Source organism: Nocardioides litoris (assembly GCF_006346315.1).
Classification (GTDB): Bacteria; Actinomycetota; Actinomycetes; order Propionibacteriales; family Nocardioidaceae; genus Nocardioides; species Nocardioides litoris.
In genome coordinates this window covers 65,371-80,474 of sequence record NZ_VDMR01000008.1, presented here as the reverse complement: position 1 = coordinate 80,474, position 15,104 = coordinate 65,371, and the positions used below count along the sequence as shown (strand labels likewise).

General features: G+C 72.6%; 15 protein-coding genes. 4 read left to right on the top strand and 11 right to left on the bottom strand.

Annotation, left to right across the window (positions count from 1 at the left end; all coding sequences use genetic code 11):
• Nucleotides 1-7 precede the first annotated feature (7 nt).
• Genes tkt through pgl form a run of 4 tightly spaced genes read left to right on the top strand, consistent with a single transcriptional unit; the run spans nt 8 to nt 5,665 of the window.
• A complete protein-coding gene (gene tkt / locus FJQ57_RS18350) occupies nt 8-2,110 on the top strand; it encodes a transketolase (protein WP_211349122.1) in 2,103 nt (700 codons plus the stop codon).
• Nucleotides 2,111-2,163: 53 nt separating this feature from the next.
• Nucleotides 2,164-3,270 carry a transaldolase gene (gene tal / locus FJQ57_RS18345; RefSeq protein ID WP_139983134.1) on the top strand — a complete coding sequence of 369 codons (1,107 nt, stop codon included), beginning with the start codon at nt 2,164-2,166 and terminating at the stop codon, nt 3,268-3,270.
• The gene (gene pgi / locus FJQ57_RS18340; RefSeq protein ID WP_139983132.1) at nt 3,267-4,943 is read left to right on the top strand and encodes a glucose-6-phosphate isomerase; all 1,677 of its coding nucleotides are present in this window, start codon (nt 3,267-3,269) and stop codon (nt 4,941-4,943) included. Before tal ends, pgi begins: the two co-directional genes overlap by 4 nt.
• Nucleotides 4,940-5,665, top strand: a complete 726-nt coding sequence (gene pgl, locus FJQ57_RS18335; RefSeq protein ID WP_139983130.1) for a 6-phosphogluconolactonase — start codon at nt 4,940-4,942, stop codon at nt 5,663-5,665. The genes pgi and pgl overlap by 4 nt, the downstream gene beginning before the upstream one ends.
• A 22-nt stretch (nt 5,666-5,687) precedes the next feature.
• Here pgl and FJQ57_RS22675 read toward each other — a convergent pair whose 3' ends face one another.
• The 11 genes from FJQ57_RS22675 to uvrC form a co-directional block, all read right to left on the bottom strand.
• Nucleotides 5,688-5,849, bottom strand: a complete 162-nt coding sequence (locus tag FJQ57_RS22675) for a hypothetical protein (protein WP_170219496.1) — start codon at nt 5,847-5,849, stop codon at nt 5,688-5,690.
• 125 nt (nt 5,850-5,974) lie between these two features.
• Nucleotides 5,975-6,334 carry an RNA polymerase-binding protein RbpA gene (locus FJQ57_RS18330; RefSeq protein WP_139983128.1) on the bottom strand — a complete coding sequence of 120 codons (360 nt, stop codon included), beginning with the start codon at nt 6,332-6,334 and terminating at the stop codon, nt 5,975-5,977.
• Nucleotides 6,335-6,394: 60 nt separating this feature from the next.
• A complete protein-coding gene (gene secG / locus FJQ57_RS18325) occupies nt 6,395-6,631 on the bottom strand; it encodes a preprotein translocase subunit SecG (RefSeq protein ID WP_281284288.1) in 237 nt (78 codons plus the stop codon).
• An 82-nt stretch (nt 6,632-6,713) separates the two neighbouring features.
• The gene (gene tpiA / locus FJQ57_RS18320) at nt 6,714-7,526 is read right to left on the bottom strand and encodes a triose-phosphate isomerase (RefSeq protein WP_246081892.1); all 813 of its coding nucleotides are present in this window, start codon (nt 7,524-7,526) and stop codon (nt 6,714-6,716) included.
• Nucleotides 7,527-7,529: 3 nt separating this feature from the next.
• The gene (locus FJQ57_RS18315; protein WP_139983126.1) at nt 7,530-8,729 is read right to left on the bottom strand and encodes a phosphoglycerate kinase; all 1,200 of its coding nucleotides are present in this window, start codon (nt 8,727-8,729) and stop codon (nt 7,530-7,532) included.
• A 1-nt stretch (nt 8,730) separates the two neighbouring features.
• Nucleotides 8,731-9,726 carry a type I glyceraldehyde-3-phosphate dehydrogenase gene (gene gap / locus FJQ57_RS18310; protein ID WP_139983124.1) on the bottom strand — a complete coding sequence of 332 codons (996 nt, stop codon included), beginning with the start codon at nt 9,724-9,726 and terminating at the stop codon, nt 8,731-8,733.
• Between the two features lie 115 nt (nt 9,727-9,841).
• Nucleotides 9,842-10,078, bottom strand: coding sequence for a hypothetical protein (locus tag FJQ57_RS18305; RefSeq protein ID WP_139983122.1), 237 nt, complete (start codon nt 10,076-10,078; stop codon nt 9,842-9,844).
• 152 nt (nt 10,079-10,230) lie between these two features.
• On the bottom strand, nt 10,231-11,217 hold the full coding sequence (gene whiA / locus FJQ57_RS18300; protein ID WP_139983120.1) for a DNA-binding protein WhiA: 987 nt from the start codon (nt 11,215-11,217) through the stop codon (nt 10,231-10,233).
• A gap of 31 nt (nt 11,218-11,248) precedes the next feature.
• Nucleotides 11,249-12,226: a gluconeogenesis factor YvcK family protein gene (locus tag FJQ57_RS18295; protein ID WP_139983118.1), complete on the bottom strand. Its 978-nt coding sequence runs from the start codon at nt 12,224-12,226 to the stop codon at nt 11,249-11,251.
• On the bottom strand, nt 12,223-13,113 hold the full coding sequence (rapZ, locus tag FJQ57_RS18290; RefSeq protein ID WP_139983116.1) for an RNase adapter RapZ: 891 nt from the start codon (nt 13,111-13,113) through the stop codon (nt 12,223-12,225). Before rapZ ends, FJQ57_RS18295 begins: the two co-directional genes overlap by 4 nt.
• On the bottom strand, nt 13,110-15,101 hold the full coding sequence (gene uvrC / locus FJQ57_RS18285; protein WP_139983114.1) for an excinuclease ABC subunit UvrC: 1,992 nt from the start codon (nt 15,099-15,101) through the stop codon (nt 13,110-13,112). The genes rapZ and uvrC overlap by 4 nt, the downstream gene beginning before the upstream one ends.
• Nucleotides 15,102-15,104: the final 3 nt, after the last annotated feature.

Genomic DNA, 15,104 nt, shown 5'->3' with positions numbered 1-15,104 from the left:
GAGATCCGTGAGCACCACCCCCGCACTCGACTGGACCGACCTGGACGCGAAGGCGGTGGACACCGCACGAGTGCTGGCGATGGACGCCGTGCAGAAGGTGGGCAACGGCCACCCCGGCACCGCCATGAGCCTCGCCCCGGTCGCCTACCTGCTCTTCCAGAAGGTCATGCGCCACGACCCGGCCGACCCGGAGTGGCTCGCCCGCGACCGGTTCGTGCTCTCGTGCGGCCACTCCAGCATCACGCTCTACACCCAGCTCTACCTCGGCGGCTTCGGCCTGGAGCTCGAGGACCTCAAGGCGCTGCGCACCTGGGGCTCCAAGACGCCCGGCCACCCCGAGCTCGGCCACACCGCCGGCGTCGAGGTCACGACCGGGCCGCTGGGCCAGGGCGTGGCCAACGCGGTCGGCATGGCCATGTCGGGCCGCCGCATCCACGGCATGCTCGAGCCCGACGCGCCGGGCGGCGAGGGCGTCTTCGACCACCACGTCTACGCCCTGTGCTCCGACGGCGACCTGCAGGAGGGCGTGAGCGGCGAGGCCAGCTCCATCGCCGGCACCCAGCAGCTGGGCAACCTCACCGTCGTCTACGACCGCAACCGCATCTCGATCGAGGGCAACACCGACATCGCCTTCACCGAGGACGTCGCGGCCCGCTACGAGGCCTACGGCTGGCACGTGCAGACCGTCGACTGGACCCAGGGCGGCACCGAGTACCGCGAGGACGTCCCGGCCCTGCACGCCGCCATCGCCGCGGCCCGCGAGGTCACCGACCAGCCGTCGCTCGTCGTGCTCGACACCGTGATCGCCTGGCCCGCCCCCAACGCCCAGGGCACCGAGAAGGCCCACGGCAGCGCGCTGGGTGCCGACGAGGTCGCGGCCACCAAGGAGGTCCTCGGCTGGGACCCCACCACCACCTTCGAGGTGCCGGCCGACGTGCTCGAGCACACCCGGTCGCTGCGCGAGCGCGGCGCCGCGTGGGGCAAGGAGTGGGACCAGCGGTACGCCGCGTGGGCCGCCGAGCACCCCGAGTCCGAGCAGCTGCTGCACCGGCTCAAGCGCCGCGAGCTGCCCGAGGGCGTCAGCGACGCCCTGCCGACCTGGGACGCCGACGCCAAGGGCGTGGCCACGCGCGCGGCCTCCGGCAAGGTCATCAACGCCCTCGCCGGCCTGCTGCCGGAGCTCTGGGGCGGCTCGGCCGACCTGGCCGGCTCCAACAACACGACCATCGAGGACGCCCCGTCGTTCCTGCCCGAGGCGGGCGGCACCGACGAGTGGAAGGCCGACCCCTACCGGGGCCGCGTGCTGCACTTCGGCATCCGCGAGCACGGCATGGGCGCGATCATGAACGGCATCGCGGCCGACAAGCTGACGCGCGTCTTCGGGGGTACCTTCCTCACCTTCTCCGACTACATGCGTGGCGCCGTCCGGGTAGCGGCGCTGAGCAAGCTGCCGACCACCTACGTGTGGACCCACGACTCCATCGGGCTCGGCGAGGACGGCCCGACCCACCAGCCGATCGAGCACCTCGCGGCGCTGCGCGCCATGCCGGGCCTCGACGTCGTCCGACCCGCCGACGCCAACGAGGTCGCCGTGGCCTGGCGCACGATCCTCGGCCACACCGACCGCCCCGCAGCGCTTGCGCTGTCCCGCCAGAACGTGCCGGTCTTCCCGCGAGACGCTGACGGCTTCGCCTCGGCCGAGGGCACGGCCCGCGGCGGCTACGTGCTGCTCGATGCCGAGAGCGGCGACCCCGACGTCATCCTCATCGGCACCGGCTCGGAGGTGCAGCTCGCCGTCGAGGCGCGCGAGCTGCTCGCCGCCGACGGCATCGCGGCCCGGGTGGTCTCGCTGCCGTGCCTGGAGTGGTTCGAGGAGCAGGACGAGGCCTACCGCGAGACCGTGCTCCCCGGCACCGTCAAGGCGCGCGTCTCGGTCGAGGCCGGCGTCAAGCAGGGCTGGCGCGAGCTGGTCGGCGACCACGGCCGGATCATCTCGATCGACCGCTACGGCCAGTCGGCCGACTACGCCCGCATCTACACCGAGTACGGCGTGACGGCCCAGGCCGTGGCCGACGCCGCTCGCGACAGCATCCGCGTCACCACCGGCTGAGCCACCCGGCGCAGCCGACCGACGCCCCACCGACCCCCTGACGGAGGACCCCCATGACCGACCGACTCAAGCAGCTGGCCGACGCCGGCGTGAGCATCTGGCTCGACGACCTGTCCCGTGAGCGCATCGAGACCGGCAACCTCGCCGAGCTCGTGAAGGACAAGCACGTCGTCGGCGTCACCACCAACCCGACCATCTTCGCCTCGGCCATCGCCAACGGCGAGCGGTACGACGACCAGGTCCGTGGGCTCGTCGCCGACGGCGCCGCGGTCGACAAGGTGATCTTCGAGCTCACCACCGAGGACGTCCGCAACGCCTGCGACGTGCTCGCCCCGGTGGCCGAGTCGACCGCCGACGACGGCCGCGTCTCGATCGAGGTCGAGCCCGACCTGGCCAACGACACCGAGGGCACCATCGCCTCGGCCCAGGCCCTGTGGGCCGCGGTCGACAAGCCCAACGCGTTGATCAAGATCCCCGCGACCAAGGAGGGCCTCCCGGCCATCACGGCCGTCACCGCCCAGGGCATCAGCGTCAACGTGACGCTGATCTTCGGCGAGGCGCGCTACCGCGAGGTCATGGACGCCTACCTCACCGGGCTCGAGCAGGCCCGTGACGCCGGCCTCGACCTGTCCAAGATCCGCTCGGTCGCCTCGTTCTTCGTCTCCCGCGTCGACTCCGAGATCGACAAGCGGCTCGAGGCCCTCGGCACCGACGAGGCCCTCGGGCTGCGCGGCCAGGCCGCCGTGGCCAACGCCCGGGTCGCCTACGGCGCGTTCCAGGAGGTCGTGGCCAGCGACCGGTGGCAGCAGCTGGCCCAGGCCGGCGCCAACGCCCAGCGGCCGCTGTGGGCCTCCACCGGCGTCAAGAACCCCGACTACTCCGACACCATGTACGTCACCGACCTCGTCGTCGCCGACACCGTCAACACGATGCCGGAGAAGACCCTCGAGGCGGTCGCCGACCACGGCGAGGTCACCGGTGACCAGGTCACCGGCAAGGCCGACGAGGCCCGGGCACTGCTCGAGCAGCTCGGTGAGGTCGGCATCGACTTCGAGGACGTCCTGGTCGCGCTCGAGCACGAGGGCGTCGACAAGTTCAAGAAGTCGTGGACCGAGCTCGTCGAGACCGTCGAGGGCCAGATGGAGAAGGCCGCGCAGTGAGCAACGCCCAGGCCCCCGTGGACGCGACGACCACCTCGGCCTGGGCGCGGCTCCGCGACCTGGCCGACGGGTTCAGCCCCGACCTGCGCGGCTGGTTCGCCGCGGACCCCGAGCGGGTCGAGCGGTTCACCCACGACGTCGCCGACCTCCACGTCGACCTGTCCAAGGGCCTCGTCGACGGCGACGTGCTGGCGGCGCTGCTCGACCTGGCCCGGCAGGTCGGCGTGGAGGAGCGCCGTGACGCCATGCTCCGCGGCGACCACGTCAACGCCACCGAGGACCGCGCCGTCCTCCACACCGCGCTGAGGCTGCCCGCCGACGCGTCCCTGACCGTCGACGGGCAGGACGTCGTCGCCGACGTGCACGACGTCCTGCGCCGGGTCTACGCCTTCGCCGAGCAGGTCCGCAGCGGCGCGTGGACCGGCGTCACCGGCGAGCGCATCCGCACGGTGGTCAACATCGGGATCGGCGGGTCCGACCTCGGTCCGGTGATGGCCTACGAGGCGCTTGCGCCCTACCGCCAGCCCGGGCTCGAGTGCCGGTTCATCAGCAACATCGACCCCACCGACACGGCCACGACGCTGGCCGACCTCGACCCCGGCACCACGCTGTTCATCGTCTCCAGCAAGACCTTCGGGACGCTGGAGACGCTGACCAACGCCCGGCTCGCCAAGGCCTGGTTGCTCGACCGGCTGCCGGAGGGGACCGACCGCGACGACGCCGTGCGCCGTCACTTCGTCGCCGTGTCGACCGCCCTCGACAAGGTGGCCGACTTCGGCATCGACCCCGACAACGCCTTCGGGTTCTGGGACTGGGTCGGGGGCCGCTACAGCCTCGACTCGGCCATCGGCACCTCGCTCGTCGTGGCCATCGGCCCCGAGCGCTTCGCCGAGCTCCTGGCCGGCATGCACGCCGTCGACGAGCACCTGCGCACGACGCCGCTCGAGCGCAACGTGCCGGTGCTGATGGGCCTGCTCAACGTCTGGTACGCCGACTTCCTCGGCGCCCAGACCCACGCCGTGCTCCCGTACGCCCAGCTCCTGCACCGCTTCCCGGCCTACCTGCAGCAGCTGACGATGGAGTCCAACGGCAAGGGCGTGCGCTGGGACGGCAGCCCGGTGACCGCCGGCACGGGCGAGGTGTTCTGGGGCGAGCCCGGGACCAACGGGCAGCACGCGTTCTACCAGCTCATCCACCAGGGCACCCGGGTCATCCCGGCCGACTTCATCGCCTTCGCCCAGCCCTCCTACGAGCTGACCGACGAGGTCGACGGCAAGCAGCAGGACGTGCACGAGCTGTTCCTGGCCAACTTCTTCGCCCAGACCCGGGCCCTGGCCTTCGGCAAGACGCCCGAGGAGGTCCGCGAGGAAGGCACCACCGACGAGGCCCTCGTCGCGGCCCGCACCTTCACCGGCAACCGACCGACGGCCTCGATCATGGCGCCCGCGCTGACGCCGTCGGTGCTCGGCCAGCTGGTCGCGCTCTACGAGCACATCACCTTCACCCAGGGCGTGGTGTGGGGCATCGACAGCTTCGACCAGTGGGGCGTCGAGCTCGGCAAGCAGCTGGCCCAGCAGCTCGGGCCGGTCGTCGCCGGCGACGAGGCCGCGGCGGCCGAGCAGGACCCCTCGACCCGCGCGCTGGTCGCCTACTACCGGGAGCACCGCCGGTGACGCCCGAGACGCGCCGCCACGACGACGCCGAGAGCCTCGCGTCGGCGATCGCGGCCGCCCTCCTGGCCAGGTTGGTGGCCCTGCAGGCCGACGGCCGCGAACCCCAGGTCGCCCTGACCGGCGGCACCATCGCCGACGCCGTCCACCGCGAGGTCGCCCGGCTCTCCCCCGCCTCGGGGGTCGACTGGACCCGCGTCGTGCTGTGGTTCGGCGACGAGCGGTTCGTGGCCGCCGACTCCCCCGACCGCAACGTCGGCCAGGCGCGGGCGGCGTTCCTCGACGCCGTCGGCGCCACGCAGGTGCACACCGTGCCGTCCACCGACGACGCCGGCTCCGTCGAGGAGGCCGCGTCGTCGTACGCCGACACGCTGCGCTCCCACGGCAGCGGGTCGTTCGACGTGCTGATGCTGGGCGTCGGGCCCGACGGCCACGTCGCCTCGCTCTTCCCCGGCCACCCCGCGCTGGAGGTCGGCGACGCCGACGCGGTCGCGGTGACCGACTCCCCCAAGCCCCCGCCCGAGCGGGTCAGCCTGACCCTGGCCCGCCTCAACCGGGCCGACGCGGTGTGGTTCCTGGCGTCGGGCGAGGGCAAGGCCGAGGCGGTCGCCCGCGCACTGGCAGTGACGGGCACCGTCGACGAGACGCCGGCCCGCGGCGTGCGGGGCGGCGCCGAGACCGTCTGGTGGCTCGACGCCGGATCCGCCTCGCAGCTCCCTGGCTGAGACCGGGAGCCCGACCCGGCGGCTAGCGGCCCGCAGGGGCCGCGGAGCCGATGACGTCGACCGTGGTGGTCGGCTGGTCCGGGACGGCCGCCACGACGGCCAGGGTGAGGAACGCGGCCGCGAGGCCGCCGCTGATGACGCCCGTCGCGACGTCGACGGGACGGAGGGAGCGATGGGTGGCCATGGCCCGAGCCTTCCTGCTCAATCTGCACTGACTCGATCAAGTTAGCACAGCACGACGGCGCCGTGACCCCGGGGGGTCACGGCGCCGTCGGCGTGTCGCTGGGGTCCGGCCCCGTCAGCACGAGGTCAGAAGATGACCTCGCCCGACTTGCGGCGGCTGCGGAGCAGCTGGATGGCCTCGTCGAGGATGACCTCGGCCTCGGCGTCGGAGCGGCGCTCCTTCACGTAGGCCAGGTGGGTCTTGTAGGGCTCGATCTTCGGCGCCGGCGGCGGGTTGTCGGAGTCGAGCGAGGCCGGGAGGCCGCACTTGGGGCAGTCCCACGACTCCGGGACGGTGGCCTCGACCGAGAAGGTCACGACCGAACGGTGCTCGTGCGAGCAGAAGTAGGTGACGGCCTGCCGGGGCGCGGCCTCGCCGCGCTCGGCCTCGCCCATCGGACCGGCGCCGACTCGACTGCCGCGGATGGCGTTTCCTCCACCAGCCATGGGGTTGCTCCTGTGTTCTCTTGGTTATGGGGGTGTGCGCGGGGACGTGCTGCCGTGGCCTCAGTAGGCCTTGAGCAGCCCCAGCGCGATGACGCAGGCGAACCAGACCATGCCGGTGCCGATCGTGAACCGGTCGAGGTTGCGCTCGGCCACCGACGACCCGCCGAGCGAGCTCGACACACCGCCGCCGAACATGTCGCTCAGACCGCCACCGCGTCCCTTGTGGAGGAGCACCAGCAGGATCATCAGGGCGCTGGCCAGCAGGAGGATGACGGTGAGGATCAGGTCCGCGTTCACGTCGGGGATCCTACGTCAGGACCGACGACAAAGGGCGATCGGGCACACCGGCGGGGGTGTCGATCCCGGGCGGGCGCCGAGGTCACACCGACGGCAGGTCGAGGTAGCGGCAGATGCCACCGAACTCGTCGACCTGCAGGCTCGCGCCACCGACCAGCGCGCCGTCCACGTCGGCCTGCGCCATGATGCCGGCGACGTTGGAGGACTTCACCGAGCCGCCGTAGAGGACCCGTACGCCGGCCGCGGCGGCCTCGCCGTGTGCCTCGGCCACCTGGCCACGGATGGCCTGGCAGACCTCCTGGGCGTCCTCCGGGGTGGCGACCTCGCCGGTGCCGATGGCCCAGACGGGCTCGTAGGCGACGACGAGCCCGGCCACCTGCTCGGCGGAGAAGCCGGCGAGGGAGCCCGCGACCTGCGCCATGGTGTGGGGCACGTGCTCCCCGGCCTGGCGGACCTCGAGGCCCTCCCCCACGCACACGATCGGCGTCATGCCGGCCGCGAGGGCCGCGTGCGCCTTGGCGTTGACGACCTCGTCGGTCTCGGCGTGGTGCTGACGGCGCTCGGAGTGGCCCACGACGACGTAGGAGCAGCCGAGCTTGGCCAGCATCGCGGCCGACACCTCACCGGTGTAGGCGCCCGACTCGTGCACGGAGACGTCCTGGGCGCCGTACCGGATGGACAGCCGGTCGCCGTCGACCAGCGTCTGCACCGACCGCAGGTCGGTGAAGGGCGGGACCACGACGACCTCGACGCGGGCGAAGTCGTGCTTCTTGTCGCTGAGCGTCCAGGCCAGCTTCTGGACCAGCACCACCGCTTCCTGGTGGTTGAGGTTCATCTTCCAGTTGCCTGCCATGAGCGGGACGCGCCCGCCGGCCTTGCTCGATGCCGCCGCCATGCCTCAGCCCTCCAGGACCGTGATGCCGGGGAGCTCCTTGCCCTCGAGGTACTCGAGGGAGGCGCCACCGCCGGTGGAGATGTGTCCGAACGCGTCCTCGTCGAAGCCGAGGGCGCGGACCGCCGCGGCGGAGTCGCCGCCGCCGACGACGGAGAGGCCGTCGACCTCGGTCAGCGCCTGGGCCACGGCGCGGGTGCCGTCGGAGAACTGCGCGACCTCGAAGACGCCCATCGGGCCGTTCCAGAACACCGTGCGGGCGTCGGCCAGCGCGGCCGCGAAGTCGGCAGCCGAGGCCGGGCCGATGTCGAGGCCCAGCGCGTCGGCGGGGATCTGCTCGGCCGGGACCACGACAGGCTCGGGCGTGCGGTCACCGGAGGGGAACTCCGTGTCGACCACGACGTCGCCCGGCAGCAGGATCTGCACGCCGGACTCCTCGGCGCGCCGCAGGTAGTCGCGGCAGGTGTCGAGCTGGTCCTCCTCGAGCAGGCTCTTGCCGACCTCGTGGCCCTGGGCCTTGAGGAAGGTGAAGACCATGCCGCCGCCGACGAGCAGCTTGTCGGCCTTGCCGAGCAGGTTGTCGATGACGCCGAGCTTGTCGGAGACCTTCGACCCGCCCAGCACGACCACGTAGGGCCGCTCGGGCTCGACCGTCAGTCGCCGCAGGACGTCGATCTCGGTCGCGACCAGGCCGCCCATCGCGTGCGGGAGGCGCTGCGCGACGTCGTACACGCTGGCCTGCTTGCGGTGCACGACGCCGAACCCGTCGGAGACGAACGCGTCGGCGAGGGTCGCCAGCTCGTCCGCGAACGCGCCGCGCTCGGCCTCGTCCTTGCTGGTCTCGCCCGGGTTGAACCGGACGTTCTCCAGCACCGCGACCTGGCCGTCGGCCAGCCCGTCGACGGTCGCGCGAGCGGACTCGCCGACGGTGTCGGTGGCGAACGCGACCTCGGAGCCGAGCAGCTCACCGAGGCGAGCGGCGACGGGGCGCAGCGAGTAGCGGTCCTCGGGGGCGCCCTTCGGGCGGCCGAGGTGGGCCGCGACGACCACCCGCGCCCCGGCGTCGGCCAGGGCGCGGATGGTCGGCACCGAGGCGCGGATGCGCCCGTCGTCGGTGATGCGGTCGCCGTCGAGCGGCACGTTCAGGTCGCTGCGGACCAGGACCCGCTTGCCCGCCACGTCGCCCAGGGAGGAGTAGTCCCCCACGTCAGAGCGAGGTGCCGATGTAGTCGATCAGGTCGGCGAGGCGGTTGGAGTAGCCCCACTCGTTGTCGTACCAGCCGACGACCTTGACCTGGTTGCCGATGACCTTGGTCAGCGGCGCGTCGAAGATGCACGAGGCCGGGTCGGTGACGATGTCGCTGGAGACGATCGGGTCGGTGGAGTAGCGCAGGAAGCGGCCGTCGGCGGCCTTCTCCACGATCGCGTTGACCTCCTCGACCGAGGTCTCGCGGCCGGCCTCGAAGGTGAGGTCGGTGGCCGAGCCGGTGGGCACCGGGACGCGCAGGGCGTAGCCGTCGAGCTTGCCCTTCATCTCCGGGAGCACCAGGCCGATGGCCTTGGCGGCCCCGGTCGAGGTGGGCACCACGTTGAGGGCGGCGGCGCGGGCGCGACGCGGGTCCTTGTGGATGTTGTCCTGGAGGTTCTGGTCGGCGGTGTAGGCGTGGACCGTGGTCATCAGGCCCTTGACGATGCCGAGGTCGTCGTTGAGCGCCTTGGCCATGGGGGCCAGGCAGTTGGTGGTGCACGAGGCGTTGGAGATGACCGTGTGCGCCGCCGGGTCGTAGTCGGTGTGGTTGACGCCCATCACCACGGTGATGTCCTCGTTGGAGGCGGGCGCGGAGATGATGACCTTCTTGGCGCCGGCGTCGACGTGGGCCCTGGCCTTGGTCGCGTCGGTGAAGAAGCCGGTGGACTCGACGACGACGTCGACACCGAGGTCGGCCCAGCCGAGGGCGGCGGGGTCGCGCTCGGCGAAGGCGCGGATCTGCTGGTCGCCGACCACGATGGCCTCGTCGGTGGACGACACGTCGGCGTCGAGGCGACCCAGGATCGAGTCGAACTTGAGCAGGTGCGCCAGCGAGGCGTTGTCGGTGAGGTCGTTCACGCCGACGATCTCGATGTCGAGACCCGAGGCGCGGACGGCCCGGAAGAAGTTGCGGCCGATCCGGCCGAAGCCGTTGATCCCTACGCGAACGGTCACTGCGATCTGCTCCTGAGGCTCGTGGGTGCGTCGTCCACGACCCTACTGGCGTGGCCCCCCGGCGCCGTACGGGCGTCCCGAGGTACGTGCCGGTAACCGGGGAGCGGGTCCCGCCTCAGTCGTCGAGGATCTCGTTGCCCTCGTCGTCGACGCAGTCCTTGTCGGTCTTGTAGGACGTCTTGGTCTTGCCGTTGACGCGCTTGGTGGTCTTGTCGCGATCGGTCTGGACCGTGCCGCCGAGCTTCTTGCACTCGGCCTCGAAGTCGTCGTCGGAACAGCCGGTGGCGAGGCCGGAGAGGAGCAGGGCGCCGACGACGAGGCCGGACCGGAGACGGGGGGCGGTGGTGGTCATGACCGTCCCTCTGCCCCGGATGGGGCTCGGCCATGCCCGGCGGGGCCGTCCAGGCGCGGCGTGGACGGTCCAGGACTCGGCTCGCGGGGTCCAGCGTGAGCCGGGTGACCTTCGGGCCGAGGACCGTGGGGACCGGTCCGCGGTGGGCTCGCTCAGTCGTCCTCGGCGAGCATCTCGGGCGTGAGCGAGGCCTCGGTGTCGGGGACGCCGAGCTCCTCGGCCCGCTTGTCGGCCATCGCGAGGAGGCGACGGATGCGGCCCGCGATGGCGTCCTTGGTGAGCTGGGGCTCGTGCAGCTGGCCGAGCTCCTCGAGCGAGGCCTGCTTGTGCTCCAGGCGCAGGGAGCCGGCCATCTTGAGGTGGTCGGGCACCTCCTCGCCGAGGATCTCCATCGCCCGCTCGACGCGCGCGCCCGCGGCGACCGCGGCCCGGGCGGAGCGGCGGAGGTTGGCGTCGTCGAAGTTGGCGAGCCGGTTGGCGGTGGCCCGGACCTCGCGGCGCATCCGGCGCTCCTCCCAGGCCATCAGCGACTCGTGGGCGCCGAGCCGGGTCAGGAGCTGGCCGATCAGGTCGCCGTCGCGGATCACGACGCGGTCCACGCCGCGCACCTCGCGGGCCTTGGCCTGGATGCCGAGGCGTCGGGCCACGCCGACGAGCGCGAGCGCGGCCTCGGGGCCGGGGCAGGTGACCTCGAGCGAGGAGGACCGGCCGGGCTCGGTGAGCGAGCCGTGGGCCAGGAAGGCCCCGCGCCAGGCGGCCACCGCGTCGCAGCCACCGCCGGCGACCACCGCGGGCGGGAGCCCGCGCACGGGCCGGCCGCGCTGGTCGAGCAGGCCGGTCTGGCGGGCCAGCGACTCGCCGTCCTTGACGACGCGGACGATGTAGCGGCTGCCCTTGCGGATGCCGTTGCCCTGGACCATCACGACGTCGGACTTGTGGCCGTAGACCTCGTCGATGTCGCGGCGCAGCCGGCGGGCGGCGGCGCCGGTGTCGAGCTCGGCCTCGACGACGATCTTGCCGCTGACGATGTGCAGGCCCCCCGCGAAGCGGAGCGTCGTGGCGACCTCGGCCTTGCGGCAGCAGGTCTTGGTGATCTGCGTGCCGGCGAGCTCCGCCTTGACTTGCGCCGTCATCGCCATGCGGGCGATCCTCCCACGGTGGTCAATGACGTCAGGCGTCCGGCCCGGTCATGATCCGGGCGTAGGCCGCGGCGAGCTTGTCGGGGTCGTGCCGGGCCGTGCCGTCGTCACGCGCGACGTCGTCGAGCACCAGCTGGGCGCCCGCGCCCGCCGCCGTACGACGCAGCTCGGCGGCCTGCTCGTCGGTGAGCCCGGTGTCGGCGAGGACCGCGTGCACCCGCAGGCCGGGGGCGTGCTCGAACAGGACGGCGAGGTGGTCGGCCGGGCCGAACCCGGGGGTCTCCCCCGCCTGCTCCTCGAGGTTGAGCACCACGACGACCCGGGCGTCGGTCGCGACCAGTGCCTCGCGCAGCGCCGACACGCGCAGGTGCGGGATGACGGAGGAGAACCACGAGCCCGGGCCGATGAAGGCCCAGTCGGCCTCGGCGACCTTCTCGAGCACGACCGGGCTGACCTCGGGGTCGGGCGGCTCGAGGTCGAGGGCGGTGATGACGCCCTCGGTGGTGGCGACCTCGACCTGGCCGCGGACGGTGGTGAGGGCGTCGGGGTCGGCGGGATCGAGCCCGCGCACCTCGGCGCGGATGTCCATCGGGGTCAGGGCCATGGGCAGCACCCGCCCCTTGGCGCCGAGCAGCCGACCGACCCAGTCGAGGGCGTCGACGTGGTCGCCGAGCAGCTCCCACAGGCCGACGATGAGGAGGTTGCCGACGACGTGCCCGCGCATCTCGCCGTTGCCCTCGAACCGGTGCTGCAGCACCCGGGCCCAGGTGTCGCCCCAGGTGTCGGAGCCGCACAGGGCGGCCAGGGCCATGCGGAGGTCGCCCGGCGGGAGCACGCCGAACTCGCCGCGCAGCCGGCCCGAGCTGCCGCCGTTGTCGGCCACGGTGACGATCGCGGTCAGGTCGTCGACGGTCAGGTCGTCGACCAGCAGCCGCAGCGCGGACAGGGAGGCGTGCAGGCCGTGACCGCCGCCGAGGGCCACCGCCGCCTGCGCGCGGGCCGAGCTCACTCGCGCCCCAGGTCGCGGTGGACGGCCTTGGCCTCGTGCCCGGCGGCGCGCAGCCGGGCCGCGATCTCCTCGGTCATGGCGACGCTGCGGTGCTTGCCGCCCGTGCAGCCCACGGCGACGCGCATGAAGCGCTTGTTCTGGCGCAGGTAACCCTCGGCGACGCCGGTGAGGACCGGCACGTAGGCGTCGAGGAACTCCGCCGCACCCGGCTGGGACAGGACGTAGGCGCTGACCTCGGGGTCGCGCCCGGTGCGCGGACGCAGCTCGGGCACCCAGTGCGGGTTGGGCAGGAAGCGCATGTCGGCGACGAAGTCGGCGTCGATCGGGATGCCGTGCTTGAACCCGAAGCTGATCACCACCACCTTGAGGGCCGTGGTCTCGGGCGTGCCGAAGGCCTCGGCGATGCGGCCGGTGAGCTGGTGGACGTTGAGGGTCGAGGTGTCGATGAGCAGGTCGGCCTCGGCCCGCAGGTCGGCCAGCACCCGCCGCTCGCGGGTCAGGCCGTCGAGCAGGCGGCCGGACGCCTGGAGCGGGTGGGGACGGCGGGCGGCCTCCTGGCGACGCACCAGCACGTCGTCGGCGGCGTCGAGGAACAGCAGGGTGGCCCGGCGGCCCCCCGCGTCGGGCGTCGCACGCTCGGCGAGGTGGCCGCGCAGCCCGGCGAAGAACGACCCCGAGCGGACGTCGACGACCACGGCGATGCTGCGCCGCGGGCCGTGGCTCTCGTCGACGAGGCGCTCGACGTCGGGCAGCAGCGAGGGCGGGAGGTTGTCGACCACGAAGTAGCCGAGGTCCTCGAGCTCCTTGGCCGCGGTGCTGCGGCCGGCGCCGGTCATGCCGGTGACCACGACGAGCTCGCCGCGCTCGTCGGGCGGGGCGGCGGTCACGACTCCTCGACCTCGCCGGTGGCGGTGTTCACGGAGACAGTCTTGCGGCTCGCCGCGGCCTGCTCGACCGCGGCCTTGATGGCCTCGGCCGTGCGCGGGCCGATGCCGGGCACCTGGGCGATGTCGTCGACGTCGGCCTCGCGCAGCTTCTTGAGCGACCCGAAGTGCTTGAGCAGCGTCTTGCGGCGCACCTCGCCGAGGCCGGGCACGTCGTCGAGCAGGCTGTCGACCATCGTCTTGGACCGCCGCCCGGCGTGGTGGGTGTTGGCGAACCGGTGGGCCTCGTCACGGATCCGCTGCAGCAGGTAGAGGCTCTCGGAGGAGCGGGCGAGGATCACCGGGTCCTCCTCGCCGGGCACCCAGACCTCCTCGAGCCGCTTGGCCAGGCCGCACACCGGCACGTCGTCGATGCCGAGCTCGTCGAGGGCGCGCTGGGCGGCCGCGACCTGCGGCTGGCCGCCGTCGACCACGACCAGCCCGGGGGCGTAGGCGAACTTGCGCGGTCGTCCGGTCTCGGGGTCGACGAGCATCGGGCCGGTGTCGGTCTCGCGGGTCTCCGAGCGCGCCTGCTCGTCGAGCAGCCGGCGGAAGCGACGGGTGATGACCTCGTGCATCGAGGCGACGTCGTTCTGCCGGTCAGGGCCCTTGATGACGAAGCGGCGGTACTCGCCCTTGCGGGCCAGGCCGTCCTCGAAGACGACCATCGAGGCCACGACCTCGGTGCCCTGCAGGTGGGCCACGTCGTAGCACTCGATGCGCAGCGGGGCCTCGTCGAGGTCGAGGGCCTCACGGATCTCCTCGAGCGCGCGGTTGCGGGTGGTGAGGTCGCTCGCGCGCTTGGTCTTGTGCAGGACCAGGGCCTGCTTGGCGTTGGTGGCGACCGTCTCCTGGAGCGTCTTCTTGTCGCCGCGCTGGGGCACCCGGATCTGGACCTTGGCGCCCTTGAGGTCGCCCAGCAGCGCCTCGAAGGTGGCGACGTCGGGCGGCAGCTCGGGCACGAGGATCTCGCGCGGCACGGCGTCGCCGTCGCCGGCGTACAGCTGGAGCAGGAAGTCCTCGACGAGGTCGGCGGTGGTGCCGTCGGTGACCCGGTCGGCCACCCAGCCGCGCTGGCCGCGGATGCGGCCCCCGCGGACGTAGAAGATCTGGACCGCGACCTCGAGCGGGTCCTCGGCGAGCGCGATGACGTCGGCGTCCGCACCGTCGCCGAGCACCACCGCCTGCTTCTCCAGGGCGCGCTGCATCGCGCCGAGGTCGTCGCGCAGCCGCGCGGCCCTCTCGAACTCCATGGCGTCGGAGGCGGCGTACATCTCGCGCTCGATGCGCTTGATGAAGGGCCGGGTCTGGCCGGCCATGAAGTCGCAGAAGTCGTCGACGATCTCGCGGTGCTCCTCGGCGCTGACGTTGCCGACGCAGGGGGCCGCGCACTTGCCGATGTAGCCCAGCAGGCAGGCGCGACCGATCTGCTGCGACCGCTTGAACACGCCGTTGCTGCACGAGCGCATCGGGAAGACGCGCAGCAGGATGTCGACGGTCTCGCGGATCGCCCAGGCGTGGCTGTAGGGGCCGAAGTAGCGGGTGCCCTTGCGCTTGGCCCCCCGCCCGACCATCACCCGCGGGAACTCCTCGCCCACGGTGACCGCGAGCCACGGGTAGGACTTGTCGTCGCGGTACTTGACGTTGAAGCGCGGGTCGAACTCCTTGATCCAGGAGTACTCCAGCTGGAGCGCCTCGACCTCGGTGTTGACGACCGTCCACTCCACGCGGGCGGCGGTGGTGACCATCGTGGCCGTGCGCTGGTGGAGGTTGGCGACGTCCTGGAAGTACGACGACAGGCGGGCCCGGAGGTTCTTGGCCTTGCCGACGTAGATCACCCGGTCGCGGCTGTCGCGGAAGCGGTAGACGCCGGGCTGGGTCGGGATCGAGCCCGGCTCGGGCCGGTAGGACAGCGGCCCGCGGCTGGTGCGGGAGGAGCGGGCGGCAGGCACGTC

Coding starts and splice junctions, on each gene's coding strand:
- whiA (WP_139983120.1), bottom strand. CDS start 11,217: ATGGCGATGACGGCGCAAGTCAAGGCGGAGCTCGCCGGCACGCAGATC.
- tpiA (WP_246081892.1), bottom strand. CDS start 7,526: ATGGCGGCGGCATCGAGCAAGGCCGGCGGGCGCGTCCCGCTCATGGCA.
- tal (WP_139983134.1), top strand. CDS start 2,164: ATGACCGACCGACTCAAGCAGCTGGCCGACGCCGGCGTGAGCATCTGG.
- FJQ57_RS22675 (WP_170219496.1), bottom strand. CDS start 5,849: ATGGCCACCCATCGCTCCCTCCGTCCCGTCGACGTCGCGACGGGCGTC.
- FJQ57_RS18330 (WP_139983128.1), bottom strand. CDS start 6,334: ATGGCTGGTGGAGGAAACGCCATCCGCGGCAGTCGAGTCGGCGCCGGT.
- FJQ57_RS18305 (WP_139983122.1), bottom strand. CDS start 10,078: ATGACCACCACCGCCCCCCGTCTCCGGTCCGGCCTCGTCGTCGGCGCC.